Raw genomic sequence first — 25,252 nt, 5'->3', positions numbered from 1 at the left:
TTTACTTTTCTTTTTTTATTTATAATTGTTTCAAATGTTGTAAAATGTTTTTTTATTAATTCCAATCTGGAATAACTAATATAAATAATTGTATCTTTTACAACATGCTGTGGTTTGAATTTTATTTTAAAGAAATATTCATAAAGGTTTTTTTCAATAAATTTAGCTGAAATGAATCCATCAATACCAGGAAAGAGCCAATAGTAATCCCGTTCATTTTTATCAATTTGTTTTCCCAGGTAATGATATAAAATAGCGGTAACAGAAGCATTTTTATAATTCATAACTTTTTTTGATTTATCATCCCGTTTTTTCAGATAGACAGGCTTTCCATTTTTATCAAAATAAAAATATCCACCTGTTTTTTTATGTGGTACTATCCAGTCTATGTCTTCAATGAGTAGATCGTGCAGGCTATTCTCCTTCTCAAAAACAATCAGGTCTCTTTTCAGATCGTAAATGTTACATAGTATAACCTGTTTATTTTTAAGCACAATCAAACAGGAGTCTCTTACCAGGTAAGGGAGACTTTCTTCATTCATACTGAATACCTTCCTCTCCTCCTGATAATTTTTTCTCTTTACTACTAATGGTTTTTGTTTTTCTGGTTTCTGTACCTCTTTAGCCGATATTTTTTCTATTGTTTCAAGTTTGGTTTTGTCAGTATTATTATAATTGTTGGTTTTTTTCGGTGAAAATGTTATAGTCACAGGCATACCACCTATTGACTGTATAGTCTCCTTTTTAGCAACTGTTGTTTTCTGAGCCAAAGGAGATGAAAGCTCTTTTAAATTATAATGTATTTTTTTGGGTGAGGTATTTAACCAACTGTATGTAATACCATCAACTAATAGAGCAATGATACCAGGTAATATTAATGGAATACCGGTAAGTACATCTAATACTATAAAGGGTGATGCTTCAAAATATCCTTTCAGTAATACTGTTTTTGTTTCGTATCCTGCTGTTTTAATTTCAATTTTATTTCTATTAGTATTTTTATTGATGTCTTTTTTTGGAACTTTTAATACCATGGGAGAAGCGCCTTCATAATATCCCCGGTAGAATACTTTAGCCCTTGCTGGTTTGCCGGATATTTCTATCTTGGCTTTTGAGCCGGAGATCATGGCCGCGCATCCCTGAAGCAGCAGAGATGTTACGCATAATATGTTGATTAACTTTTTTATGATTGCCTCCTTTTTTGATTGTTCAATTAATTAGAAATTAGAACACACTAACCGTCTTCATTCTTCCTTATTTCCTTATTCCCTTCTTCATTCTTCCTTATTTCCTCTATTCCCTTTATTTCCCTATTTCCTTATTATTGGTTATTAATATGCAAACTTCGATTTCAAATATTCATTTCCTGATCCCAGGCATCTGTTACCATGCTTAAGATATTTAACTGCTGATTGCAGGAATGTCCTTTCTAATTCCAGGAGCTTTCTTTCTGACTTCAGATAACCTATTTCTGATTTCAGGTAATCTTTGCCTGATCTCAGATGTACATTTTCAGGCTTCAGGTAGTCATCCCCTGATTTGAGATGCTCCTTTTCTGAATTCAGATACTCTTTTTCAGCGCTGAGGTGGTTTGTTTTAGACTTCAGGTATTCGATTTCTGTGCGCAAGTAATTATTCCCTGCTTCCAGATGTTCATTTTCTGATATAGATGGCGATATTTTGTTATTTGAGTTCATCTCAACTATTTTTTTACATTATAAAGCTAAACCAATTTTGAAGCCGGCACTTATACCTGGTAAAGTAATTTCGTTTCTATAGTTCCTGGTTTCTGTAGTTGATTTTTTAGTCCAGGAATCATAACTAGTATATGTATAAGTCCAGGAATCTACTTTATGTCTAAAACCAAATCCCAAAAATATATCCAACACAGTGTTGTTTTTATAGATAAATTGACGGCCAAATTTTAAATGTGCTGCGTAAATGTCTTTATTTTTATTATTGCGATAGGAGTAATCATAACCCCTGTATTGAATATGTTTATATAAAAATTGTGGCGCTATATAATTTCTTTTTCTTTTCATAGATGGTTTTAAATCTGATTTGTTGAAATTTTTATTATAAAATCTTAATTCGGTTTTTGAGATCAAGCCCTGTTTGATCTCCGGATAGAACAAGCCTAATTCAGATCCATAACTATTAAAAACATATCCAAGATCCTGCTGAATACTGATATTTTTATCAAGCATAAGCTCTATTCCACCCTGTATAGACCCTTCCGGTTCAAGCAAAGCAAGTGGGGAGATCTTTAATATGACATATTTGTCTATTTTGTCGTTACTTGTCTGACCACTTACCTTCCCTACTGCCTTGCCCTTAGTGGTCTGACGAGGAGACTGCCAGTTATAATCTATCGCATCCAGGGGTTTCTTTTGCAAACGCAGCGGCTTATTATTTTTATCAAAGGCAATGATCTCTTTGTCCGTTTCTATTCTTTTAATATCCTGTATCAAAAGGTCGTGCAGGCTGCCTTCTTTTTCATAAACAATCACATTTGGCTGTATTTCATATAAGCGGACATCTTTTATTGCTTTTTTATTTTTTAATGTGATAACCGCAGGTTGGTTTTTATTTGATATGTTATCATTTTCCTTGTTTTGTGCAGCAGACTCGTCTGACCGCCTGCCTTCACTGGCGCCATCCCTTAGTGGCCGGACGAGAGTTTGCGTCTTGTTTTCCGGCATACTCGTCTGACCACTTGCCTTCCCTGATGTCTCACCCTTAGTGGCCTGACGAGGACTATTTACTGGCTGCTGATTAACAATCGGCCGGCTTCCCGCCAAACCTGTTTTTATTAAACGCCTGTTGACCTTTTTTTCTTTATTTAAAATTTTGTTGAATTCAAGAAAATGTAAGATAAGATAATCTTGTTCAGTATATTTGATAGTAATAACAGTATCCTTGACCGATCCTGCAGAAATGTGTTTTATCTTAAAAGTATAGGCGTAAGGTGCATAGCCATATTGATTATAAACTACGTATCTATTGCCATTCAATCTTGCTGAGATAAAGCCTTTTATACCGGGGAAGAGCCAATAATAATCCCGTTCGCTTTTGTCAATATCTTCTCCAACATAGTTGCTCAAAACACTTACAAAAGAGCTCATTGATGTATTATCAATAAGCAAGTCGAGTCGTTTGCTCTCGTGTGGCTTATTATTTTTATCAAACACTATTACCTGCTTGTTTGATACTATCCAGTCAATTTCGTTAATTAAAAGATCGTGTAAGCTGCCGTTTTTTTCGTATTCAATCAGATCAGGATAAATAAAATATAATTTAGCATCTTTTATCACGCTTCCGTCTTTTAATATAATTCTAATCACCTCCCCGCCTGCCTCTTGTTGGATTTGCGAATGGCGGGCAGGTGCTTTATGATCTGGATCCTGTGCAATGGATAATGATGATAAGACGCACAGGGCGAATATTGTTAGATATGTTTTCATGATAATCTCCTTTCGTTTTTAGTTATTAGTCATTTTAAAACCTGCGAGGTTTTATAAACCTCGCAGGTTTGATTTATTATTATCTTTTCGGTTGTTTATTCAGATTAAACCCAAAAGATGCTCCTATAAACCACCCTGATTTACTAGGCGCTATGTACACATTCACAGGTATATTTAAGTACCCTGACTGGAATGTTTTCCCGATAGCCCAAATCCAACTGCTATTTAATTTAGGAGTTCCCCGATCATCCAATCTAGTGATAATTGTTACATTATGGGATTTACCATTTTTGTCTACATAAACATCGTTGTCTTTATAAGTAGTAATAGTCCCAGTGCTCTCATCATAGATGGTCTCTGAATGCCAGTCCCCTGTATTACCTTTTATTCCATTATTTGGTACGTAATCTTCAAAAAATCCGTCTTTTCCTTTACCAAACGAAAAGACTGGGCCAAAGGCAACTTCCCACCCGGTTTTAGTGCTTCTGAATCCGTTTAAAAATGATAAAGATGGCCTAAAGATGCTCTGATCCATTCCGGTTATTATTCCTAAAAATTCAATCAGCGCCTGAAAATTGCCTGCACTTAGGTACTGCACTTCATATTGGTAACCTATTTGAGTAAGAAGGGGCAGCAGATCAAGCCCACCTTCATCACTAGCTTGTAATCTTCGTCCGTTATCACCCGCTATATATGCCATCCCCATTCTTGGCCCGCTTGCTTTTATTTTAGATTTTGGGCTTACAACAGGCACTTCATAATGAACCAAAGAATTCACCTCGGTCGGGTCATTTTCAATACCCAGAAGATTCTTGACAGAGATCCTGATCATTCTCTGGATCTCCGGCTGAAGGTTCAGATATTCGGTTGCATCTGTTTTTTCAACCGTGGCTGATTTTACATCAATCAATCTGAGGGTAATGATGATCTTCTCACCTAACCGCTCCACACTGCCGGTAACCATTTTGCCAGCATGCAGCAGCTCACCCACATTCACCACGCATGATTTACCATAACAGTTGGCAATGTTCACTTCATTTTTTTCAATGATGTCTGTCTGGTCGTATTTGTCTATGACTGAATAGACATTGGTTTTATCTAACTCCAGGCGAACCATGTTGCTCATGGCAGCCGGGTCGTGCAGCACGCCTTTGGTATCAATGTTTAATATACCAAGTGTGGCTTTGTGCTGTGCATAAGCATTTTTTAAGAGTATTAATAGCATAGATGCTATAAATACTGTGCGAACCAAAGTTCGCATTACAGATGTTGTTTTGGCTCCTTGAGCTTCTACAACTATACCCCGTAGGTTGGAACAACCGTACTGGGGTGTGTTTTTTGTTTTCATGATTTTTTAAATTTAAAATGTTTAATAAAGTTTAATTTTTTTGTCTCGCACAAAACTTTATGTTCGGGACAAATCTAACTGCTTGTACGCAGGCGCTAAAACGGATTTTCGCAAGTGGTCTGCAGGAATTTGCAGATTTTACTAATAATTGGCTGACTTTTTCTGGAAAGGGCTTATTTTTGGCAGATTTTGCAAATGGGATTGGCAGATTTGTGTATTTTGCAAAAATTTGTTTGTTAAAAGAGGTGGTTTTAGTAAATTTTACTAAATTTGTATAAATAATAGTGATTTGCTTGAAAACTTTCCCGAACTTGAAACAGAGGATATTTTAGCTTGTATGCTATATGCTGCCAAATTAGTAGAAGAGGAAAAAGTATATTTAGATACTGTTTATAAATAATGGACACCAAAATAATACAAAACAGGTTTTTAGAATGTGTTAAGGAAAAGCTGCCAGTACACCTGGCCTTAGTGGATGAAGTTGCAGATATATTGGATATTAGCCAGGATAGTGCATACCGCAGAATCCGCGGAGAAACATCTTTCACCTTTACCGAAATTAAAACTCTATCTGTACGGTTTGGAATTTCTGTTGATGAGATATTTAACAATACTACTGATGTGATCGCTTTTAATTACAGGCCGTTAAACGAAAAGGATTTTAGCTTTCAGATGTTCATGGATGCTAAGCTTCAGGATCTTGTACAGATCGAAGCGGCTGAAAACAAAGAGGTCATATACCTTGCAAACGACATCCCATTGCCCCATCTTTTGCACGTACCTGAAATTGCTTCCTTTAAGATGTTCTTCTGGAAGAAAACTATATTAGATTATTCAGAACTTGCAGATAAAAAATTTGCACTTGATCAAAAAGAAGAAAATGGCAATGAAGTATCCCGAAAGATCAGGGACATATATATTAAAATACCTACCATTGAGATTTATAATGCAGAAGCACTCGATGTCACTTTAAAACAGATAGAGTATTACCATGTCAGCGGATTGTTTGAGGATAGCAACTGTGCTGTAATATTATGTGACAAATTGTCTGAGCTGTTATCTCATATTCAAAACCAGGCAGCACATGGGTTTAAATTTAAGTATGAGAAAAACCCTGATAAACCCGGGGAGGTAAAAGAACCACCCAAAGGGCAGCGGCTTGTCAGTGAGGGTAATTACAAAGTGTACTACAATGAAGTTTTACACACTGATACTACTATACTTGCCAGGATGGACAATACCCTGGTAACTTACCTGGCCAATAATTCACTTAATTTGCTGACAACAACAAATCATGATTTTTATGAGGATACTTATAATTCTCTCAAGATATTATTGAGAAAATCCACCCTGATCAGCGGTACTTCTGAAAAAGAAAGAAACAAGGTTTTTTTAAAGTTTCAGAATAAGATCAGTGATTTTAGAAAGAGAATGGAAATTTTATAAATTTGGAAATTGGATTTTTTAGAGACGTTGCCCCGATACGTTGTGTTCGGGATTTCCCTTGTGCTCCAACATGTAACATCTCTACAAAATCAAATTTCCAAATTCTTAAGTTCAGCGGGCAGGATAGACTGAAATATAGCTCTTTTTTTTAAGTGGGGTAATAATGCTTTATAGGCGCTTATATTTTCATTGATATTATAGCGATGCAAAGCGCCAATTCCGAAGCCTATGCCAGTTGCCGTTATACCTACAAATACCAATCCTTCTAAGGGCCCTGAAACCACTGCACCTAAAACTATTATCGGAATACCAGCTAACGGAAGCGCAATACCTGTTCCCAATCCTATGCTGGCGCCAATCAAAGAACCAATACTCATGCCCCTGATAATTTTACTTTTTCTGTCAATAGTGATACGCTTCATATCTGAGTAATAAAGCGATTTTGCGTACTTATCTATTGCATTAATACTATAGGGCTGTTTGGTATTCCAAAGGATAAGCACACTGTCCGCTGCATGTAATAACGTCCCTTTATATTTATAACCACTTTTAGATGTAATAATTATTCTTGCATTGGCAATTGTTTGCCCTTCAATCAAATTTTTGGTCAGCCAAAAATCTTCCTTCGAATAATCAACAATATCTGTTAAACTATCAACCATAATACCTCTAAGGATAATTGAGCCATCCGGTAACTTTATAAATTGGGCAGAAAGGAATTTCCCATTATCCCAAAACGGGAAAAGATAATATTCCATCTTCTCGCTGAGGTCTATTGTTGCTCCAACTGCCTCACTTACAAAAATAACTTTACCTCCCAGATATGCTTCATCGGCAGGATTTTCATATATTAGATACCTGGATCTTATATCAGAATTTTGGAAAACAGGTTTATAATGATCGTCAAAATCAATTATTTCATAGTTTTCGGTTTCAATTTTATCTATCTTATCAATTTCAAGCTCATAAGAGCGGCATTTTTTCTCATACACGATCCAAAAAGGGTGTATTTCTAACAGTTGGATATTTTTAATGACATATTCGTCTTTATGATAAATGCTTTCTTGTGAGAAAGAGAAACGAGATACAGCAAGAATAGATATTAATAAATAAATGGGGTATCGCATATTATTGCCTGATACTTGATGTTTGATACTTGATACGTTCTGTTACAAACGTGTAACCAGCTTTCACCTTTTATTCAACAAGTATCTGCTGCACCCTCCTGTCATATCTGTCTTCAGCAAAATCCTGCAAAATATATAAAGGCTTTTCAATTGTATCTGGTATTTTATCTCCATAAATGGCTTTATCAAAATCCATAAGCGCCTGGTTGAGTACTTCATCTTTGAATATTTTCAGCAGCTCTTTGGTAGTGAATGTGATATAATGCTGGCGCTCTAATTTAGAAAGATAATGTTTCCAAAGAATGATCAGCTTTTCAATATCTTTTTCAGATTTACCTGCCTGCCAATTATCAGGCTTACGCAGGGCAGGCAGGCCTGAAAGAATATCACTTCTCATTTGGTCAAAGTTTTCTACAAATTTCCTGTAATTCTTTTTGAGTTTATACATACGGTATTTTCTCCTGAACTGTTTGCCGAATATTAACCATATAACAATGGCAACTACCAGAAATATTCCTATGCCAATTATCAGGCGGGGATAATTAAACCAGAGGGCAACTTCCTGAAAATTAGTGTTCTCCTTTAATACGACAGTATCAGGCAATATTTTGATAAGCTCCTTTAAGAAAACCGAATCAATATTTGAGAAGATCCGGACCGTGTCATCCCGGTTATCCTGGAAAAGGAAAACAGGTAAAGTAAGATACTGTATTTTATCAATTTCAAAGGAGATCAGCGTATAGACTACACTATCTTTGCTTGCAGCGCTGTCCGTTTTTGTTGGGGAAACATATTTTTTTGCTATAAATTCAAAAGGAGAAAAATTATAGTTTGAGTCAGGGAAGATCAATTCCATATCCCGGGGATGCGTGTAACTAAGACTGAAATGAACAGGCTCGCCAATTTTTATGCTGTCTGTTAGAAATTTACCTTTTGGACGATAATCCTGACTGTTGGTTGAGAATGGAATAATAAATATTAGGAGAATTGATAATATATTTTTTGTCATAGTTATAATAATATAAAGTAACTGGGTACTGGGTACTGGGTGCTGGTAGAGTAAATACTGTCAGAAAGAATTATAATAACCCAGAGCCCAGAAACCAGAGCCCAGAAACTGTCCATTAAGAGCATAAATAATATAATTGAATATAAGTTTCATTTAAAACAAACTAAATTCCATTACTATAAATTATGATATTTTTTTACTTGCTTTTCTTACGTTAAATAATCTAATCAGCGAAGGTATATAATCTTCATTGGTATTAATGGCCAGGTAGTCAGCCTGATACTTTCTGCAAAGCTGCTCCAGACGTAATTTATTTTCATCTAATTCATCAGTAATTTTTTTTCTGAATCTGGCTGAAGAAGTATTCACCCACTTCGTTTTTTTGGTTTCTTTATCGAAAATCGGGATAATGCCTAATCTGGGGAAGTTTGTTTCACGAAGGTCTCGGAGATGGATCACTACCAGGTCATGCCGGTTTGACATGGCTCTTAAATTTTTTTCGTATTCAATATCAATAAAATCCGAGATCAGTATAATAATACTTTTTCTTTTTAGAATGTTTAGTGCAAAGCCCAATGATCTTTTAAGATTTGTTTTTACAGACTTTGGTGTGAGGCGATACAAGTCGGAAATTAGTTGAAGTGCATGATTCGTTCCTTTACCGGGTTCTATATATTTTTCTTTCTGATCACTAAAGCAAATAAGTCCTACCTGACTGCTTTCTTTGATGGCCGATAATGTTAGAACGCCACAAATTTCCTTTCCAATATCGATTTTTTGCTGACCCATTTGCCCTATTTCCTGTGATGCACTCACGTCAAGGATAAAGAAAATGATTTGTTCTTTTTCCTCTTTAAAGGTTTTTATATAAGTACCATGGCCTTTAGCAGATACATTCCAATTGATGGCTCTCACATCATCTCCATATTGATACAGTCTTACATCATCAAATTCAAGCCCTGAACCTTTAAAAACCGAATGAAAATCACCCTGCATTTGGTGATTGATTGCTTTACGGATACGAATTTCGTATTTACGGAGTTTTTTTATAAGGTCATGTATTTCCATGGTTATTTATCCAATACTAATAGGGTATAATCGTATATTAGCATTTTTTATTAGTATCATCGGTTATGAAAAAACTATATTGTATATTAATTACACTGCTTGTTTTTGCATGCGTACAACAAGAAGAACCTCCTGCAAATATAATCAGTAAAGAACAAATGATCAACATTTTAGTTGATATTCATATTGCCGAGGCTATGGTTGATGAAGCGCATCTGTCAAAAGATTCATCCATAGCAATATTTAAGGATTTGGCAATCTTCAAAAAACATGGGATCGAAAAAGAAAACTTTGACGAAAGCTATAACTATTATTTGCGTAATATCAATATACTTGATGATATTTATACTGCTGTAGTAGATAGTTTGAGCGTGAGAAATGCGCTTTTAAAAAGAAAAAATTGAAAGTTTATTTATATTGTGAAATGTCAATAATATTCTCGCAAAACTCAAATTCAGCAGGCTGGTTAGAGCAGATAATTACAATTTTGTTTTCCTTGTTTTTTATTAGTTCATCATGATACCAAACCCGGCCGTTCTTATCGAGGTTTGAGGTTGGTTCATCAAGCAGCAGGATAGGTGCGCTGGAAAATATGGCAAGCGCTAATTTCAATCGCTGTTTCATCCCTGAAGAAAAGTACTGTACCGGTTTGTGTTTTGTCCATAGACCTCCGGACGAAAATATTTCTATAATGTCCTGCGTATTTATACCAGCTTTGAATGGTTTGAACTGTTGATGAAATTTCAACGTTTCAAAGAGTGTAAATTCTTCAATTAGTTCTAAAAATGGAGCTGATAGAGCTACATGCCTATAAATATTCTCTCTTTCGATTTTATTAGAAGAATAATAGGTGATGCTGCCTTCAGTCGGGCTCATTATGCCTGCAACAATTTGCAATAATGTAGATTTCCCTGAACCGTTTGGTCCAATAATAGCGTAGGAATTGTTGAGCTCAAATTCTAAATTAACATTCCGGAAAACCCATTCCTTATTAAATCTTTTTCCGATTTTTTTTAAAATTATTTTCATTGTTAATAATTTTGTTTAACTTGCAGCGTTTTTAACATTTTGTGGAGAATTGTTCAATCCCAGGTTTGAGGGATAAAAACACAAAATACAATTAAATTTTTATTATGACAATTTACATAGGTAATATTTCTTTCACAATGACCGAGGAAGAATTAGAAAAAACTTTTGCTGAATTTGGCAAAGTTACATCGGTCAAGGTAATCACAGACAAGTATAGTGGTAAGTCCAAAGGCTTTGCATTTGTAGATATGGAGAATGATGGTGAAGGTGATGCTGCTGTTGAAGCTTTAAATGGTAAAGATATGGATGGTAGAAATGTTAAGGTGAATAAAGCGTATCCTAAAAAAGAATATTAAACAAGTTTATTTTCAAGAGCATATTTTACAAGCTCCGGAGTATTTTTTAGGTTTAATTTTTTCATCATATTGGATTTATGAGTTTCCACAGTTCGTGGGCTAATGATTGGGGAGAGTTTTTCAGCAATATCAGTACTACTAAGTCCCTGTACTATAAGCTCTAATATTTCTATTTCCCGTTTTGTTAATTGGTCATTTTTCTCACCAGGGGATTTCTGTTGCCTTTTTGCTCTCTGGATGTAGCCCTCTGTCATAATTTTGGAAACACTGGCGCCAAAATATTTTTCTCCTTTTGCGATTGCTTTTATGCCCCTTATAAGCTCTTTTTCTGCACTTTTAAGTAAATAGCCATGCGCACCGCATTTAATGCTTTTATAGACATATTCTTCTTCATCGTGCATGGAAAGTATAAGCACTTTTGTATCTGGGAATTTTTCACTTATGATTTGAGTTGCTTCTAAACCATCTTCCTTCTCTCCCATAGAAATATCCATAACTACTACATCAGGTGATAATTCTTCTGTTTTAGCAATAGCTTCCTGCGCATTACCTGCTTCACCTAATACTTCTATATCATCAGTATCTTGCATTAACACTTTAAAACCAGCACGAATTAATACATGGTCATCGGCTAAAAGAACTGTGATTTTATTCATCTTTAAATATTTTAAATAACACCTAAAAATCTAAATTAAAAAAAACAACTTAAATTGTAATCATTATTAACATCATGCATCAAATTATCAGTTACTGGATGCTGGTTACTGGGTGCTGGTTGACCCTATTATTATTAATTTTTTACTTTTACGGCAACTAAATTAAACATAAATCATAACATTTACATCACTTTTCTTTCTTTTTAATTTAGATTTTCAGGTAACAGCCTTGCAGGCATAATGTCTTGCACTATGCCCCGCCAACTGGCGGGGCTATGCGCAATGCCTTTTCAATCGTTGTTTTCAATTCTTCATCCCTAAAAGGTTTTACAATATAACCTGAATGTTGAATTTGAGCTGCGCGCTGTATAGTTATGTTATCAGAATGGGCTGTAAGAAAGATCACTGGTATTTTCATCACCTCAATAATTTGTCTGCCTAATTCAATGCCATCTATTTGCCCCTTTATTCTGATGTCCAGGAGAACCAGATCTGTCTGAGACCGTTCTAATATATCAGCAGCATCCTCCCACGAATCTACCAGTCCGCAAACAGCATATCCCATATTTTGGAGCTTATTTCTTATAGTCATCCCAATTACCATTTCATCTTCGACTATTAATATATGTGGCTTAGTACTAAGTTTCATAATTACTATGATTTACGGAATTAGGTATTAGTTTTTTGTCATTCTGCAAATGCTATATTAAATTTTGTGCCGTTATGCCTGATAATCTTAAGACTACCCTTAAGCTGCTGGGTTAAAGATTTTACAAGCTCTAAACCCAAAGTTTCTGTATTTTGAATATCAAAATTTTTAGGCAAACCTAATCCATTATCGCCAACTTCCAATATAATTCCATTATTTTTTTTACTCCGACTTTGTCTGGACAGGGACTTAAGACTTATGAAAATTTCTCCTTTTCTGTCTTTAGGGAAAGCATATTTTAGCGAATTAGACACAAGTTCATTGATTATTAAACCCAACGGTATTGCCTTATCAATATCCAAAAATACTTCATCAATCTCCCTTTTTAGTTTGATATTATTATTAATATTATAATTATAGACCAGTTCATCAGTAAGGGTTTCAATATAGTCAGAAATTTCAATATTTGCCAGGTCTTTTGATAGATATATTTTTTCATGTAAAAGCGCCATGGACCTGATACGGTCTTTGGCTTTTGTTGAAAAATCTTTGATTGCCGGGTCTTTACTTTTGTCGGCCTGAAGATCAAGCAAACCTGAAATTACCTGCATATTATTTTTTACCCTATGATGGATTTCTTTTAACAAAATCTCCTTTTCTTTAAGTGATGCTTTGATATGTTCATCTGCCTTTTTAAGTTCAGCGTTGATTTGTTCTAACTCTTCAGCACGCTTTTTCCCGGCTCTGACTGCTGCTGTTGCTTCGGCACGTTTTTTTCTTTCTTCTTCAACCTGTTTGCGCCTGGTAATATCCTGAGCAGCGCAAACGATTCCCTGAAGTTTACAATTATCATCACTCATGAGCGAGCCTGAAAATAAAACCGGGATCTTATTACCACTTTTGGACAGAAAGATCTTCTCAACATTGTGAACTGTTCCTTTTTTAATAAGTTCCTCAATTACTTTACCTCTGCCTTTTTTGGAGGGGGTGTCTTGCGAAAATATAATACTAATAGATTTTCCAATTAACTCATTTTCCTGATATCCCAAAAGTTCAAGTGCCGTTGAGTTAACAGTTCTAATCGTTCCATCCGGGTTGACCACGATCAGCATATTGATCATGCTTTGAAGAACATTTTCGAAGTAATCACGTGATACAGTGGAAGACTGCAATTCTTCGCCTAATTTATTTATTCCTTTAGCCAGTGTATTAAAAAGGTCTGTATCTGCTCTGAGCTTAGCTTTTTTTGAGTAATCCAGAGATGCAAAAGACTCAACAACCTTTAAAATCTCGCTTATCTCCTGTTTAGCTCCAATACGTTCAAGCTGCATTTCAATGATCTCCTTGCGAAGTAAACTGAGACCTTTAATAATGCCGCCAAACCTGTCGCTTTTATTGGAAAGGTTGGGTTTTACCTTCACATTACCGGAGGCTAATTGCATGATAATATCATAGATCTGATCAATTCTTTTATCCTTTACACCTGTACCTCCTCCCGGGATCACGGAGGGATTGGTGCGGGGCTTTAATGACCGGGTAACTGTATCCATTTGTTAGTTGTTCTGGTAATGATAGTGTATCCTGGGCTCCCATGATACACATTCTGAGCTCCACTTAGCGTGAGACTCCGGTGACAATATACGTAAATTGTATTAATTACGCATAAACTAAGGTAGCTGTTGCATGTTTCATGTTCTAACCTTTACCCGCAACTTACAACTTTCTAATATCTTTCTTCTATAAATCGTATAAAAATTAGTTATAAGTTGTTAATTTTGTGGCAAGATAATTGATTATTATGAATAAATTAAAAACTTAAAAAATGAAAAAGACAGCTATTACCGTATCGCTGGTATATTGTATGATCATATCATCATGCGTAGTATACACTACCCCAAGTCCACGACCAACAACAACCGTACAGCATCAGCACCATGGACCGCCACCCTGGGCACCGGCACATGGGTATCAAAGCCATTTACAATATTATTATTTCCCGGAAATAGAAGTTTATTATGTTATTAAAACCGGGCAGTATATTTATTACAGTGGGGTTCAATGGTTATATGCTGCTCAACTGCCTGCACATTGCCATGGCTATGACCTTCATACCGGTTATAAAATACAGGTACAACATCATTACAGCCACCACCATGTACACAAGCAAAAATATCCGAAAGGGTATAAAGGTGGCGGAAAACAGGGGCCTAAACCTGGAAAACAAGGAGCGGGAAGGCCGCAAACAGAGAAATCGGGAGCTGTAAAACAGCAACCAGGAAGACCAGGAACTGTAAAACCACAAACGGAAAAACAGCAGACAGGGAAACCGGGAACTGTAAAATCTCAATCAACAAAATCCGGAAATGTTAAAAGTAATAAAGGAGGCGGAAAAGGCGCTGATAAAGGAAGTAAAGGTAACAAACCGCCAGTGAAGAAGGGGAAGGGAAATTAATATATCTCTGTTTTCAATATGAATAAGTTAAGAAATAAAAATGCTCTTGTTACCGGGGGTTCAAGAGGAATCGGACCACACATTGCTCGTGCCCTGGCAAGTAAAGGTGTAAACGTTGTGGTTACTGCACGTTCGGCAGAACTTTTACAAAAAATGGCCGCTTCAATTGAGGAGATGGGTGTGCGTTCCGCTGCCATTCCGGTTGACATCAAAAATTCAGAAGAACGTAAAGTGCTTGTTAAGAAAACCATAGACTTTCTTGGATCAATCGATATTCTCATCAACAATGCCGGTGTGGAATCTGAAGGAGCTTTCATCAAACTTGATCCGGAGATTATTGACATGACTGTGCAAACAAATGTGTTAGCTCCCATGCACCTCACACACCTGGTGCTCCCGCAAATGCTGAAGAATGGTGAAGGACACATCGTAAATATAAGCTCTATCGCAGGCAAAAAAAGCCCTCCCTACGAAGCAGTATATGGCGGTACCAAAGCTGCACTCATTGAGTGGACAAGTGCGCTACGTATCGAACTGGAAGGCACAGGCGTAAGTCTTTCAGTTATTTGTCCTGGTTTTGTTACAGGTGAAGGGATGTTTGCTAAATGTGGTATGAAGCCACCAAAAACGGTAGGATCTTGTACTCCACAACAAGTAGCAAACGCTACAGTAAGGGCTATCAAGCGTAATCAACCCGAAGTCATAGTCAACTCTCTGCCTATACGCCCATTGTTAGCAATTAGCGCGCTCTTCCCAAGATTCTCCAACTGGTTTATCAATGTGATGGGCATAACCGAATTTCAGCGTAAGAGAACAGGTGGATGACAGGAGTAACATTTGAAAAATTGATGTACTGTAATACCGGATATACTTTATATTTGTAAACTATGCCAACCCCCCCATTAGCCGAACGGATCCGTCCCGATTCACTTGATACCTTTATCGGTCAAAAACATCTTGTCGGCAAAGATGCCATATTGAGAAATGCTCTTGAGGCAGGTGTGATACCTTCCATGATCTTTTGGGGGCCTCCCGGTTCAGGTAAGACCACTTTGGCGAATATCATTTCAAACAAATTATCTATCCCTTTCATTAAGATCAGCGCAGTGAGTTCAGGGGTAAAAGATGTCAAAGCCATTATTGAGAAAGCCCGCTTTAACTCCAAAACAGCGCTGTTTATTGACGAGATCCACCGTTTCAACAAAACCCAGCAGGATGCCCTGCTGGGTGCGGTAGAAAAGGGAATTATTACTTTGATAGGCGCTACCACTGAAAATCCATCTTTTGAAGTGATTTCCCCGCTGCTCTCCCGCTGCCAGGTTTATATTTTAAAACCATTGGAGGAAGAAGAGCTGGTATCATTGCTCAAATATGTTATTAAAAACGATGTGGTTCTTAAAAAGAAAGGTATTCAGCTCAAGGAACACCAGGCTTTACTTCGCATTTCAGGTGGAGACGCCAGGAAATTATTAAACCTCCTTGAATTAGCTGTTGATTCTGCGGCCCCGAGTACCCGGGATGCCGGGACAGTAACAATTTCGGATGATATCGTCATAAATATCGCCCAGCAAAAAATTGCTTTATACGACAAAAAAGGAGAGCAGCATTATGATATTATTTCAGCATTCATAAAATCAATGAGAGGGAGCGACCCCAATGCAGCAGTTTATTGGCTGGCAAGAATGTTGGAAGGAGGAGAGGAGCCTAAATTCATTGCAAGAAGAATGATCATTTTAGCATCGGAAGACATTGGCAATGCAAATCCTATGGCGCTGGTGTTGGCAGTAAACTGTTTCCATGGCATTAATTTCATTGGCTTACCCGAAGCTGAACTTATCCTGTCCCAAACTGCTGCTTACCTTGCTTCATCACCCAAAAGCAACGCTTCCTATAAAGCAATAAAAAAGGCAAAGGGTATAGTAAAAGAATCCGGAGACCTGCCGGTTCCGCTGCATCTAAGAAATGCCCCCACAAAACTTATGAAAAATATTGGTTATGGAATGGATTATAAATATGCCCATGATTTTGAGAATAACTTTGTCGAACAGCAATATTTACCTGATGAAATTAAAGGGACACTCATTTATAACCCAGGTAAGAATTCACGGGAGAATGAGCTGAGGGCAAGGTTAAAAAAACTCTGGGAGAAAAAATATGAATATTAAGAAATAGTGGAATTAAGCGGGTTTTAATTCCCTGTTAGCTTCTTTTAGCTTTTTAAATTTTACATTCCACTTATCTATTTCATTTTGAGTTAAACCTAAATCTTCTTTTTTGTTTGATTCATTATCTTTGATAGATCCATTTTGTTTTGAAGAAATTAAAACCTCCTTTATAATCTTATCAGTTTGCTTTTTTCCAATCAAAGAGACTGATAAATCATATTCTTCCTTACCTAAATGTTTATTTTTATATTATAAGTGATTTATTATGTCATTAATTTGTATTATCTTTGCCCCGCACATAAATTTTATCACCACATAAATTTGTACAACATATAATGATTTATATGCGGGGCTTTGCAACTAAAATTTTTATTTGAATTTACTAAATTCATTAGAAAAGATGAAACAAATAATTGTAAAATCAGGGATTTTGAATCTCCCTAAAAAAATTGCCGATAAATTGAATGGAAAGAAAGTTGAATTTTATGAAACTAAGGAAGGGATATTGGTAAAGCCTGTAGAGGATATAATTACAAAGGCGAGAGGTATTTTAAAAGGAACAGCAATAACATCTGAAAGTTTTTGCAAATTAAAAGAAAAAGAAAAGGAATTAGAACGGTGAAAGATACATATATTTTAGATGCGTGCTCATTGATAGCATTTTTCGGCAATGAAAAAGGGTCAGAAAAAGTAGATGATATTTTAAGAAGATCCGAAAAAGAAGATTGTTTAGTATTTATTCACAAAATAAATTTGTTTGAAGTATATTATGATTCTTACCGGAGAGAGAGCAAAAAGAAAGCTAATGATATTCTCATAACTGTTAATGATCTGCCAATAACCATTATTGAACAATTGGAAGATAAAGTATTTAAAGAAGCAGGTAGACTAAAAGCAACATACAGAATCTCTTTAGCTGACTCAATAGCTCTGGCAGAAGCAAAAACAAAAAAAGCAGAAATTGTAACAGCAGACCATCACGAGTTTGATATTATAGAAAAAAAAGAAAAAATTAAATTTTTTTGGATACGATAGAATAATAAATTACACCTTTATAGGCTGAAATATATCGCATTATGAGTATATTAGTAAACAAAAATTCAAAAGTAATCGTGCAGGGATTTACTGGTTCAGAGGGAACCTTTCACGCTGAACAGATGATAGAATACGGCACGAATGTCGTTGGAGGTGTCACGCCTGGAAAAGGTGGTACAACACATCTCAACAAACCTGTGTTCAATACCGTGCAGGAATCTGTTGAAAAAACCTCAGCCGATGTATCGGTGATATTTGTACCGCCTGCTTTTGCTGCAGATGCTATTATGGAGGCTGCTGATGCAGGTATAAAGGTGATCATAACTATTACTGAAGGAATACCTACCCGGGATATGATCATGGTAAAAGAATACCTGGATGGAAAAGATGTAAGGATGATCGGGCCGAATTGCCCTGGTGTAATTACACCTGGTGAGGCGAAAGTTGGGATCATGCCAGGTTTTATCCATAAACCCGGAAAAGTTGGTATTATTTCCCGTTCCGGTACACTCACTTACGAAGCTGTTGACCAGGTAACAAAAGCCGGTTTAGGCCAATCTACCTGTATCGGTGTTGGGGGTGACCCGATCATAGGTACAACCATTAAAGAAGCCATAGAGTTATTTATGGACGACCCGGATACTGCAGGCATCATTATGATCGGTGAGATTGGCGGAGGTATGGAAAGTGAAGCAGCACACTGGATCAAAGAGAATGGAAAAAAACCTGTTGTCGGCTTTATCGCAGGAAAGACAGCACCACCGGGCAGAAGAATGGGACATGCCGGGGCTATTATCGGAGGAGCAGATGATACTGCTGCAGCTAAAATGAAGGTAATGAAGGAATGTGGTATTCATGTAGTGGAATCGCCTGCAGATATTGGCGAGACAATGGCGGAGGTGCTTGAATAGAGCATGGAGCAAAGAGCATGGAGGGAGTTCAACGCCATGCGCCATGCACTATGCACTCAAAAACGGATACCTGTAATCAGTAGCCGGTACAAAAGTCTCTTTGATGGTTCTTGGTGAAACCCACCTCATTAGATTGATCATGCTGCCGGCTTTGTCATTGGTTCCGGATTTACGTGAGCCTCCAAAGGGCTGCTGACCTACAACTGCCCCAGACGGCTTATCGTTGATGTAGAAATTACCTGCAGCGTTAGTTAGTATTTTACAAGCTAAGTCTATGGCATACCTGTCTTTTGCAAAAACAGCGCCCGTCAGCGCATAGGGTGAAGTACTATCTACCAGTTTCAGGGTTTCTTCATATTTGTCTTTATCATAAACGTAAATTGTCATAACCGGTCCAAACAGCTCTTCGCACATGGTCACGTAGGTGGGGTCTTTGGCAAGAATAACTGTGGGCTGAATGAAATAACCTTTTGATTTGTCGTAATTCCCGCCTGCAATGATCTCCGCATCATTGCTTTTTTTAGCCCCATCAATATAGGTGGTGATCTTATCAAATGAGCTTTCATCAATCACGGCATTGATAAAATTGGTAAAATCCTCCGGCCCGCCCATTTTGAAAGATGAAACGTCTTCCCGTACCGATTTTTTAACGCTATCCCACAGATTAGATGGAATATATGCCCTTGAAGCCGCAGAACATTTTTGTCCCTGGTACTCAAATGCGCCCCGGGAGATTGCAGTTGCTAACTGTTTGGGATCAGCAGACCTGTGCGCTATAATAAAATCCTTACCACCGGTCTCGCCTACAATCCGGGGATAAGTTTTATAATTTTGGATATTGGCGCCCACAGTTTTCCAGATATTTTGGAAAACTTCCGTACTGCCTGTAAAATGAAAGCCGGCAAAATCAGGATGGTTGAGAATAACTTCCCCGGCAGTGGGCCCATCTACCAGGATCAAATTGATGACGCCATCCGGCACACCCGCTTCTCTGAATATTTCTATCAAAACATGGGCAGAATATATCTGGGTTTTAGAAGGCTTCCATACCACCACATTGCCCATCAAAGCCGGTGCTGAGGGCAGATTACCCGCAATTGAAGTGAAATTGAAAGGCGTGAGCGCAAATACAAACCCTTCCAAAGGCCTTTGTTCAATCCTGTTCCACATCCCTGCTGCTGATCCGGGCTGCTGCTTATATATCTCTGTTAAGTAGGCAACATTAAAACGCAGGAAGTCTACCAGCTCACATACAGCGTCAATTTCTGCCTGGAAAGCATTTTTAGACTGGCCCAGCATGGTTGCAGCATTTAATTTTGCCCTGTAAGGTCCTGCCAGAAGGTCAGCCGCTTTAAGGAATATACTTGCCCTGTGTTCCCATGAAATAGATGCCCATTTTTCTTTAGCTGCCAGGGCAGCATCCACTGCAGCTTTCACATGCGAAGCATCACCTGCATGATAATGACCTAATATATGCTTGTGGTCATGCGGTGGAGCTATTTTGACAGTATTCCCTGTTCTTACCTCTTTTCCGCCAATGAACATGGGGATATCAATTTCTTTTGATCTCGCTTCCTTTAATGCAGCTTTTAGCTCATCCCTTTCCGTCGTTCCCGGTGCATAAGACAGTACCGGTTCATTTTCGGGTGTTGGTACGTTGAAGAATCCTTTTGACATAGCTTTTAAAATTAAAAATCGAACAAATTTAAAGAAATTTTTTTTAAAAGCTATCCCAAAGGCTTTGCTTGTAACAATTAATTTTAGCAAGTATAAACAATCCGCTTATTTTTTTGTGTTAATAGTGAAGGCATTCAAAAGAATAATTTTTAGTTTTAACTAAAAAAGTCTATTTTTGTAAAAAATTACAAGCAAAATCAAACTATATGTATGAAAAAGACATATACATTTACAATAGTAATAGAAAAAGATGAGTCAGGCCGCTTTTTGGCAATTTGTCCTTCATTACAGGGGTGTTATAGTGAAGGTGAAACTGTAGAACAAGCAATTGAATTAATAAAAGATGCAATTAAATTGCATATTGAAGATAGAATTGAAAATGGTGAGCTAATTTATGAGGAAGTTAGAACAGAACAAGTAAGTATTGCCGTGTAAATATGAAGCTGCCTGTCATAACTGCAAAAAAGCTCATTAAAATTTTGAATAAAAAAGGTTTTGTTAAAGTTCGCCAAAGTGGTAGTCATGCAATTTTTCGTAATTCAGAAGGAAGTCGGGTTACCGTCCCAGTTCATGCTTCCAAAGATTTAGGAAAAGGTTTGCTGAAACAAATTATCAAAGATGCAGATATTTCAATTGAGGATTTTAAAAAAGGTAACAAACCTACCTCTAAACAATCAAATAAAGCGAATAATAGTAAGTGAACGAATATCGTTATGAAAAATAAATTTCTACTTTTTACTTTCTACTTTTTACTTTTTACTTCCAACCTGTCTGCCCAATGCCCCGGCTGCGTAGCAGACACAAGCTGTAAGATCAATCCGCCATACCCAACACTATGCCCCGATACGCTGCCTGATGGAAGAGTAATGATACCCTATGATGAAGATATTTCATTTTATCTGCCCGCAGTATTTAATGCTGGTGTTGATGTGGTTTTTGATACCCTGGTAATAGACGCAATCTATAATGTTCCCTTTGGATTATCCTGGGAGTCAAGCTCACCAAACGATAAATTTTACCCCTCAAGCAATCCTCCGGCTACTGAACATGGTTGTGTGAAAGTATGCGGCACACCCCTTATATCCGGTACCTACACTATTACTGTCTTTGTAACTGTATATGTAGATGCTCCCATTGTGGGCACTGTGATGCAACAGGAAACTTTTGACATTTACATAACAATTTTGCCCGACACTTCCGGAAATGCAAGCTTTGCAATGACCAACTCTTTTGGGTGCGGTTCTGTTACCACCTCTTTTCAAACCAATTTCCCAAGCAATGGAAATCCCAATTACAGCTACAACTGGGATTTTGGCAATGCATTGACAAGCAGCGCTGAGTTTCCTCCGCCCATGACCTATAATACACCGGGTACTTATTCCGTGAGTTTGCAAACGACTATAGATACGCTTGACTACACCTTAACTTTAGTGGAAGTATTGGCAGCAGATTGTGATGATTTTGGTTCTGATCCTGATTTTTATTTGGTTCTATACGAGGGTGGGGTGGAGATACTTAATTCTCTTGCCACAACTGGTTCTGTGACAAGTAATCCTCCTGTTTCAGTTCCTTTTCCCCCAACCAATTTGAACGATACTACCTATACGCTGGAAATATGGGATGAGGATGGCGGTCTGGCCGGAGCCAATGATCTTTGCGGTAGCATATCTTTTAATGGTCAAACTCCCGGGATTTATACCATTACCAATGGAGCGCTCACGGTACAATATGAGATCACTCATTCTGTGCTCTCGTTTAATGATACAAGTTATGTAACTGTTTATCCGTTACCAGCACTACCCGTATTAACAGCTTCAAGTGATAGTGCGTGTGTTGGAGATTCAATTATCCTCAATACCGGTTACAACGCAAACCTTCAATGGTACCAGGACACTATTGTATTGCTGGGAGCAACAGATTCTTTTTATGTGGTTTACAATAGTGGGAGTTATTGGGTTGAACTGACTGATTCCAACGGCTGTAAAGTAGCTTCAGATGTTTATACCATAACAATTGAAAACCCACCGGTAGATAATATTACGTTAAATGAAAATCTTTTAATTTCAAACGTTAGCGGATACAATTATCAATGGTACTATGATGGTTTGCCAATTACGGGGGCAAATCAGCAGTTTTATCTCGCTCAAAATACCGGGAACTATTATGTTGTGTTATCTAATGATATTGGCTGCAGTACCCAATCCAACACTTTATTTTATCAACTTACAGGAATTACTGAGGGGGGTACCTCGCTTCGCTCGGTACAGGTTTATCCCAATCCAAATAATGGTTCCTTTATTTTGAGCTATCACCTATCTGAACCCGAGGAAATACTTTTAAGAGTTAAGGATATGCCTGGAAGAAGTCTTTATTTTCAAAAATTTCCGAAAAGCTCCGGAGTGATTCGACATATTATTGAACTCCAGGGTTATCCATCAGGCATTTATTTTGTTGAAATACAGACCGAAAAAGTAAGTAAAACAGTAAAGGTCGCTATTAAATAAAAGGAGGCTTTGAAATACCAATGAAAATAAACATTTAATAATAAAAGCAGGATATATAATGAGGGGATTTTAAGTGATAGCAGCGTTAATATTTTCTAAGAAATGTTGAACGACTTTATCAATATTGTAACAAGGTATTAACTTTTTCCAATACTTCAATTAAAATATCATCTGGAATTTTACAGATATACTCTGCTTTTCTCACTTTCCAGTCAAGACTTTTGACTTGATCGGCCAGAACAGTACCTTTGATTTTCAATTTTGGGGGAATTGCTACTTCATATGGATACCCTTTTATCTTACCGGTAACCGGGCAAAACAAAGCTAATCTAACTTTGCTGTTATATTTTTTAGGAGAAATCACTAAGGCAGGCCTTCTGCCGGATTGTTCATGGCCAGTCTGGGGGTCAAATGATAACCAAACTACATCTCCTTTGTCGGGGGTATATTTTGAGGGCATTAAATTATTTCTTTTCCAACAGGCTTGCCAAAACTAATTTCCTTATGCAAATTATCTTTATTGACTTTTGATAATAATTGGTCAAGGGTATATTTACTTTGTTTATCTTTGTTGATGATAATCTCATTATTCTTTAAAGTTAAATTTACCTTCATTCCCTCATTTAAATGAGATGTCTTTGCAAGTTTTTTTGGAATTAGCACTGCAAAATTATTTCCAACTTTTTGAATTACTGTGTTCATATTAATATATATTTTATTTTTTTACAAAATTAACAAACTACTTTAATTCTAACAACAGCTTCGTGATATTGGTTTCATTTACCCTGAACTTTAATAAATATATTCCCTTGCCATAACCCAGGTCTTTTGCAGAAAACACGTATTGGTGTCTGCCTGCATTTTGGTTTTTATTTACCAATGTATGTATTTTTTTACCGGTAATGTTGTATATTTCTAAAGATACATTGGTTTTTTCCGGCAGCGTGTAGCTGATGTTGGTTTTACCGGTGTAGGGGTTTGGATAAACTTTGAGCTTTGAACTTTGAGCTTTAAGCTCATCAATGCCTGTACTTCCGGAATCCTGATATTTGGCGAAGAAGATGTCACTACCACCAACAGGAGTTAAATTCTGTACTCCCGCGCCCGGGTCAAAGTCGGCTGTAGCTACAAAAAATCCTGTTATGTATGCATTGCCGAAGGCGTCCGTGGCGATGCTGTAGCCGGCATCGTTTGATGTGCTGCCGATGCTCTTCGCCCAGAGGTAATTGCCGTTTGCGTCATATTTGGCGAAGAAGATGTCATTAATACCAACAGGAGTTAAATTCTGTACTCCCGCGCCCGGGTCAAAGTCGGCTGTGCCGTAAAAAAATCCTGTTATGTATGCATTGCCGGAGGCGTTAGTGGCGATGCTGTTGCCGAAATCGGCTGATGTGCCGCCGATGCTCTTCGCCCAGAGGTAATTGCCGTTTGCGTCATATTTGGCGAAGAAGATGTCTCGAACTCCAACAGAAGTTAAATTCTGTACTCCCGCGCCCGGGTCAAAGTCGGCTGTGCCGTAGAAATCTCCTGTTATGTATGCATTGCCGGAGGCGTCCATGGCGATGCTGTTGCCGACATCGCTTGATGTGCCGCCGATGTTCTTCGCCCAGAGGTAATTGCCGTTTGCGTCATATTTGGCGAAGAAGATGACAGAACTACCAACAGGAGTTAAATTCTGTACTCCCGCGCCCGGGTCAAAGTCGGCTGTGCCGGAGAAAAATCCTGTTATTTATACATTGCCGGAGGCGTCCGTGGCGATGCTGTGGCCCACATCGTAGCCTGCGCTGCCGATGCTCTTCGCCCAGAGGTAATTGCCGTTTGCGTCATATTTGGCGAAGAAGATGTCATCACCACCAACAGGAGTTAAATTCTGTACTCCCGCGCCCGGGTCAAAGTCGGCTGTGATAGTGTCACCGCTAATACCGGAGAAAAATCCTGTTATGTACACATTGCCGGAGGTGTCAGTGGCGATGCTGTAGCCGATATCGCTTGCTATGCCGCCGATGCTCTTCGCCCAGAGGTAATTGCCGTTTGCGTCATATTTGGCGAAGAAGATGTCAGCACTACCAACAGAAGTTAAATTCTGTACTCCCGCGCCCGGGTCAAAGTCGGCTGTGTATTGAAAAGATCCTGTTATGTATGCATTGCCGGAGGCATCCGTGGCGATGCTGTAGCCGATATCGTATGCTGTGCTGCCGATGCTCTTCGCCCATTGGTAGGTTTGGGCAAATGAGTTGCTTATCAGCAAAGCGATGGTTAATGAGAGTAATAATTTTTTCATGATCAAAATGTTATTTTGGACAAATATAATAAACATAGCCTATTTATTCACTTATTTCAAAGTTAATTTAAAGAA

General features: G+C 37.5%; 30 protein-coding genes. 13 read left to right on the top strand and 17 right to left on the bottom strand.

The window, feature by feature from the left end:
• The 4 genes from FVQ77_07675 to FVQ77_07660 all read right to left on the bottom strand — a co-directional run.
• A partial coding sequence (locus FVQ77_07675; protein ID MBW8050204.1) for a hypothetical protein occupies nt 1-1,127 on the bottom strand: 1,127 nt, incomplete at its 3' end.
• Between the two features lie 204 nt (nt 1,128-1,331).
• Nucleotides 1,332-1,697, bottom strand: coding sequence for a hypothetical protein (locus tag FVQ77_07670; GenBank protein ID MBW8050203.1), 366 nt, complete (start codon nt 1,695-1,697; stop codon nt 1,332-1,334).
• 18 nt (nt 1,698-1,715) lie between these two features.
• Nucleotides 1,716-3,464 carry a hypothetical protein gene (locus FVQ77_07665; GenBank protein ID MBW8050202.1) on the bottom strand — a complete coding sequence of 583 codons (1,749 nt, stop codon included), beginning with the start codon at nt 3,462-3,464 and terminating at the stop codon, nt 1,716-1,718.
• Nucleotides 3,465-3,543: 79 nt separating this feature from the next.
• The gene (locus FVQ77_07660; GenBank protein ID MBW8050201.1) at nt 3,544-4,812 is read right to left on the bottom strand and encodes a hypothetical protein; all 1,269 of its coding nucleotides are present in this window, start codon (nt 4,810-4,812) and stop codon (nt 3,544-3,546) included.
• Between the two features lie 268 nt (nt 4,813-5,080).
• On the opposite strand from FVQ77_07660, the gene FVQ77_07655 reads away from it, so the two are divergent.
• Both FVQ77_07655 and FVQ77_07650 read left to right on the top strand, forming a co-directional pair.
• Nucleotides 5,081-5,212, top strand: a complete 132-nt coding sequence (locus FVQ77_07655; GenBank protein MBW8050200.1) for a DUF433 domain-containing protein — start codon at nt 5,081-5,083, stop codon at nt 5,210-5,212.
• Nucleotides 5,212-6,258 carry a hypothetical protein gene (locus FVQ77_07650; protein ID MBW8050199.1) on the top strand — a complete coding sequence of 349 codons (1,047 nt, stop codon included), beginning with the start codon at nt 5,212-5,214 and terminating at the stop codon, nt 6,256-6,258. The genes FVQ77_07655 and FVQ77_07650 overlap by 1 nt, the downstream gene beginning before the upstream one ends.
• A gap of 89 nt (nt 6,259-6,347) precedes the next feature.
• Here the strand turns inward: FVQ77_07650 and FVQ77_07645 are convergent, their stop codons facing one another.
• From FVQ77_07645 to FVQ77_07635, 3 genes are all read right to left on the bottom strand, one after another.
• Nucleotides 6,348-7,385, bottom strand: a complete 1,038-nt coding sequence (locus FVQ77_07645) for a hypothetical protein (protein ID MBW8050198.1) — start codon at nt 7,383-7,385, stop codon at nt 6,348-6,350.
• 70 nt (nt 7,386-7,455) lie between these two features.
• Nucleotides 7,456-8,394: a hypothetical protein gene (locus FVQ77_07640; GenBank protein ID MBW8050197.1), complete on the bottom strand. Its 939-nt coding sequence runs from the start codon at nt 8,392-8,394 to the stop codon at nt 7,456-7,458.
• Nucleotides 8,395-8,577: 183 nt separating this feature from the next.
• Entirely contained in the window at nt 8,578-9,456 is an 879-nt protein-coding gene (locus FVQ77_07635) for a DUF58 domain-containing protein (protein ID MBW8050196.1), read from the bottom strand.
• 71 nt (nt 9,457-9,527) lie between these two features.
• Between FVQ77_07635 and FVQ77_07630 the strand changes: the two genes are divergently transcribed.
• Complete coding sequence (locus FVQ77_07630; protein ID MBW8050195.1) at nt 9,528-9,866, top strand: DUF4296 domain-containing protein; 339 nt, start codon at nt 9,528-9,530, stop codon at nt 9,864-9,866.
• A gap of 4 nt (nt 9,867-9,870) precedes the next feature.
• On the opposite strand, the gene FVQ77_07625 is transcribed toward FVQ77_07630, so the two are convergent.
• Nucleotides 9,871-10,491, bottom strand: a complete 621-nt coding sequence (locus FVQ77_07625; GenBank protein ID MBW8050194.1) for an ABC transporter ATP-binding protein — start codon at nt 10,489-10,491, stop codon at nt 9,871-9,873.
• Between the two features lie 104 nt (nt 10,492-10,595).
• Between FVQ77_07625 and FVQ77_07620 the strand changes: the two genes are divergently transcribed.
• Complete coding sequence (locus FVQ77_07620; GenBank protein MBW8050193.1) at nt 10,596-10,847, top strand: RNA-binding protein; 252 nt, start codon at nt 10,596-10,598, stop codon at nt 10,845-10,847.
• Here FVQ77_07620 and FVQ77_07615 read toward each other — a convergent pair.
• The 3 genes from FVQ77_07615 to FVQ77_07605 all read right to left on the bottom strand — a co-directional run bounded on the left by FVQ77_07615 (nt 10,844) and on the right by FVQ77_07605 (nt 13,702).
• A complete protein-coding gene (locus FVQ77_07615) occupies nt 10,844-11,503 on the bottom strand; it encodes a response regulator transcription factor (protein ID MBW8050192.1) in 660 nt (219 codons plus the stop codon). The two genes, FVQ77_07620 and FVQ77_07615, sit on opposite strands and share 4 nt — an antisense overlap.
• 250 nt (nt 11,504-11,753) lie before the next feature.
• Complete coding sequence (locus tag FVQ77_07610) at nt 11,754-12,152, bottom strand: response regulator (protein ID MBW8050191.1); 399 nt, start codon at nt 12,150-12,152, stop codon at nt 11,754-11,756.
• A 38-nt stretch (nt 12,153-12,190) separates the two neighbouring features.
• Entirely contained in the window at nt 12,191-13,702 is a 1,512-nt protein-coding gene (locus FVQ77_07605) for a PAS domain S-box protein (protein ID MBW8050190.1), read from the bottom strand.
• Between the two features lie 272 nt (nt 13,703-13,974).
• On the opposite strand from FVQ77_07605, the gene FVQ77_07600 reads away from it, so the two are divergent.
• From FVQ77_07600 to FVQ77_07590, 3 genes are all read left to right on the top strand, one after another.
• Entirely contained in the window at nt 13,975-14,604 is a 630-nt protein-coding gene (locus tag FVQ77_07600) for a hypothetical protein (GenBank protein MBW8050189.1), read from the top strand.
• Nucleotides 14,605-14,622: 18 nt separating this feature from the next.
• On the top strand, nt 14,623-15,429 hold the full coding sequence (locus tag FVQ77_07595; GenBank protein MBW8050188.1) for an SDR family NAD(P)-dependent oxidoreductase: 807 nt from the start codon (nt 14,623-14,625) through the stop codon (nt 15,427-15,429).
• Between the two features lie 62 nt (nt 15,430-15,491).
• Nucleotides 15,492-16,769 (top strand): replication-associated recombination protein A, encoded by a 1,278-nt coding sequence (locus tag FVQ77_07590; GenBank protein ID MBW8050187.1) that lies wholly within the window; start codon nt 15,492-15,494, stop codon nt 16,767-16,769.
• Nucleotides 16,770-16,781: 12 nt separating this feature from the next.
• Here FVQ77_07590 and FVQ77_07585 read toward each other — a convergent pair whose 3' ends face one another.
• The gene (locus FVQ77_07585; GenBank protein MBW8050186.1) at nt 16,782-16,970 is read right to left on the bottom strand and encodes a hypothetical protein; all 189 of its coding nucleotides are present in this window, start codon (nt 16,968-16,970) and stop codon (nt 16,782-16,784) included.
• 199 nt (nt 16,971-17,169) lie between these two features.
• On the opposite strand from FVQ77_07585, the gene FVQ77_07580 reads away from it, so the two are divergent.
• Genes FVQ77_07580 through sucD form a run of 3 tightly spaced genes read left to right on the top strand, consistent with a single transcriptional unit; the run spans nt 17,170 to nt 18,715 of the window.
• The gene (locus FVQ77_07580; GenBank protein ID MBW8050185.1) at nt 17,170-17,391 is read left to right on the top strand and encodes an AbrB/MazE/SpoVT family DNA-binding domain-containing protein; all 222 of its coding nucleotides are present in this window, start codon (nt 17,170-17,172) and stop codon (nt 17,389-17,391) included.
• The gene (locus tag FVQ77_07575) at nt 17,388-17,804 is read left to right on the top strand and encodes a type II toxin-antitoxin system VapC family toxin (GenBank protein MBW8050184.1); all 417 of its coding nucleotides are present in this window, start codon (nt 17,388-17,390) and stop codon (nt 17,802-17,804) included. Before FVQ77_07580 ends, FVQ77_07575 begins: the two co-directional genes overlap by 4 nt.
• Before the next feature lie 41 nt (nt 17,805-17,845).
• Nucleotides 17,846-18,715, top strand: a complete 870-nt coding sequence (gene sucD / locus FVQ77_07570; GenBank protein MBW8050183.1) for a succinate--CoA ligase subunit alpha — start codon at nt 17,846-17,848, stop codon at nt 18,713-18,715.
• Between the two features lie 48 nt (nt 18,716-18,763).
• On the opposite strand, the gene pruA is transcribed toward sucD, so the two are convergent.
• Nucleotides 18,764-20,392: an L-glutamate gamma-semialdehyde dehydrogenase gene (gene pruA / locus FVQ77_07565; protein ID MBW8050182.1), complete on the bottom strand. Its 1,629-nt coding sequence runs from the start codon at nt 20,390-20,392 to the stop codon at nt 18,764-18,766.
• 210 nt (nt 20,393-20,602) lie between these two features.
• Between pruA and FVQ77_07560 the strand changes: the two genes are divergently transcribed.
• Genes FVQ77_07560 through FVQ77_07550 form a run of 3 tightly spaced genes read left to right on the top strand, consistent with a single transcriptional unit; the run spans nt 20,603 to nt 22,896 of the window.
• Entirely contained in the window at nt 20,603-20,827 is a 225-nt protein-coding gene (locus FVQ77_07560; GenBank protein ID MBW8050181.1) for a type II toxin-antitoxin system HicB family antitoxin, read from the top strand.
• Between the two features lie 2 nt (nt 20,828-20,829).
• Nucleotides 20,830-21,093 (top strand): addiction module toxin, HicA family, encoded by a 264-nt coding sequence (locus FVQ77_07555; GenBank protein ID MBW8050180.1) that lies wholly within the window; start codon nt 20,830-20,832, stop codon nt 21,091-21,093.
• Nucleotides 21,094-21,105: 12 nt separating this feature from the next.
• Nucleotides 21,106-22,896, top strand: coding sequence for a T9SS type A sorting domain-containing protein (locus FVQ77_07550; GenBank protein MBW8050179.1), 1,791 nt, complete (start codon nt 21,106-21,108; stop codon nt 22,894-22,896).
• A 118-nt stretch (nt 22,897-23,014) separates the two neighbouring features.
• Here the strand turns inward: FVQ77_07550 and mazF are convergent, their stop codons facing one another.
• The 4 genes from mazF to FVQ77_07530 all read right to left on the bottom strand — a co-directional run bounded on the left by mazF (nt 23,015) and on the right by FVQ77_07530 (nt 25,213).
• Complete coding sequence (mazF, locus tag FVQ77_07545; GenBank protein ID MBW8050178.1) at nt 23,015-23,356, bottom strand: endoribonuclease MazF; 342 nt, start codon at nt 23,354-23,356, stop codon at nt 23,015-23,017.
• Nucleotides 23,356-23,598 (bottom strand): AbrB/MazE/SpoVT family DNA-binding domain-containing protein, encoded by a 243-nt coding sequence (locus FVQ77_07540; protein MBW8050177.1) that lies wholly within the window; start codon nt 23,596-23,598, stop codon nt 23,356-23,358. The genes mazF and FVQ77_07540 overlap by 1 nt, the downstream gene beginning before the upstream one ends.
• A 37-nt stretch (nt 23,599-23,635) precedes the next feature.
• A complete protein-coding gene (locus FVQ77_07535; GenBank protein ID MBW8050176.1) occupies nt 23,636-24,454 on the bottom strand; it encodes a T9SS type A sorting domain-containing protein in 819 nt (272 codons plus the stop codon).
• A gap of 171 nt (nt 24,455-24,625) precedes the next feature.
• Entirely contained in the window at nt 24,626-25,213 is a 588-nt protein-coding gene (locus FVQ77_07530; GenBank protein MBW8050175.1) for a hypothetical protein, read from the bottom strand.
• Nucleotides 25,214-25,252 lie beyond the last annotated feature (39 nt).

The sequence above is a fragment of the Cytophagales bacterium genome, from assembly GCA_019456305.1.
Classification (GTDB): domain Bacteria; phylum Bacteroidota; class Bacteroidia; order Cytophagales; family VRUD01; genus VRUD01.
The sequence above is the reverse complement of the archived record's forward strand: the minus strand, read 5'-3'. Positions and strand labels throughout refer to the sequence as shown.

Bases quoted from the DNA above. Each gene is read 5' to 3' on its own strand.
- FVQ77_07670 (MBW8050203.1), bottom strand. From the start codon at position 1,697: ATGAACTCAAATAACAAAATATCGCCATCTATATCAGAAAATGAACAT.
- FVQ77_07665 (MBW8050202.1), bottom strand. From the start codon at position 3,464: ATGAAAACATATCTAACAATATTCGCCCTGTGCGTCTTATCATCATTA.
- FVQ77_07660 (MBW8050201.1), bottom strand. From the start codon at position 4,812: ATGAAAACAAAAAACACACCCCAGTACGGTTGTTCCAACCTACGGGGT.
- FVQ77_07650 (MBW8050199.1), top strand. From the start codon at position 5,212: ATGGACACCAAAATAATACAAAACAGGTTTTTAGAATGTGTTAAGGAA.
- FVQ77_07645 (MBW8050198.1), bottom strand. From the start codon at position 7,385: ATGCGATACCCCATTTATTTATTAATATCTATTCTTGCTGTATCTCGT.
- FVQ77_07640 (MBW8050197.1), bottom strand. From the start codon at position 8,394: ATGACAAAAAATATATTATCAATTCTCCTAATATTTATTATTCCATTC.
- FVQ77_07630 (MBW8050195.1), top strand. From the start codon at position 9,528: ATGAAAAAACTATATTGTATATTAATTACACTGCTTGTTTTTGCATGC.
- FVQ77_07625 (MBW8050194.1), bottom strand. From the start codon at position 10,491: ATGAAAATAATTTTAAAAAAAATCGGAAAAAGATTTAATAAGGAATGG.
- FVQ77_07620 (MBW8050193.1), top strand. From the start codon at position 10,596: ATGACAATTTACATAGGTAATATTTCTTTCACAATGACCGAGGAAGAA.
- FVQ77_07615 (MBW8050192.1), bottom strand. From the start codon at position 11,503: ATGAATAAAATCACAGTTCTTTTAGCCGATGACCATGTATTAATTCGT.
- FVQ77_07610 (MBW8050191.1), bottom strand. From the start codon at position 12,152: ATGAAACTTAGTACTAAGCCACATATATTAATAGTCGAAGATGAAATG.
- FVQ77_07605 (MBW8050190.1), bottom strand. From the start codon at position 13,702: ATGGATACAGTTACCCGGTCATTAAAGCCCCGCACCAATCCCTCCGTG.
- FVQ77_07600 (MBW8050189.1), top strand. From the start codon at position 13,975: ATGAAAAAGACAGCTATTACCGTATCGCTGGTATATTGTATGATCATA.
- FVQ77_07595 (MBW8050188.1), top strand. From the start codon at position 14,623: ATGAATAAGTTAAGAAATAAAAATGCTCTTGTTACCGGGGGTTCAAGA.
- FVQ77_07590 (MBW8050187.1), top strand. From the start codon at position 15,492: ATGCCAACCCCCCCATTAGCCGAACGGATCCGTCCCGATTCACTTGAT.
- FVQ77_07580 (MBW8050185.1), top strand. From the start codon at position 17,170: ATGAAACAAATAATTGTAAAATCAGGGATTTTGAATCTCCCTAAAAAA.
- sucD (MBW8050183.1), top strand. From the start codon at position 17,846: ATGAGTATATTAGTAAACAAAAATTCAAAAGTAATCGTGCAGGGATTT.
- pruA (MBW8050182.1), bottom strand. From the start codon at position 20,392: ATGTCAAAAGGATTCTTCAACGTACCAACACCCGAAAATGAACCGGTA.
- FVQ77_07560 (MBW8050181.1), top strand. From the start codon at position 20,603: ATGAAAAAGACATATACATTTACAATAGTAATAGAAAAAGATGAGTCA.
- FVQ77_07555 (MBW8050180.1), top strand. From the start codon at position 20,830: ATGAAGCTGCCTGTCATAACTGCAAAAAAGCTCATTAAAATTTTGAAT.
- FVQ77_07550 (MBW8050179.1), top strand. From the start codon at position 21,106: ATGAAAAATAAATTTCTACTTTTTACTTTCTACTTTTTACTTTTTACT.
- mazF (MBW8050178.1), bottom strand. From the start codon at position 23,356: ATGCCCTCAAAATATACCCCCGACAAAGGAGATGTAGTTTGGTTATCA.
- FVQ77_07540 (MBW8050177.1), bottom strand. From the start codon at position 23,598: ATGAACACAGTAATTCAAAAAGTTGGAAATAATTTTGCAGTGCTAATT.
- FVQ77_07535 (MBW8050176.1), bottom strand. From the start codon at position 24,454: ATGGACGCCTCCGGCAATGCATACATAACAGGAGATTTCTACGGCACA.
- FVQ77_07530 (MBW8050175.1), bottom strand. From the start codon at position 25,213: ATGTTTATTATATTTGTCCAAAATAACATTTTGATCATGAAAAAATTA.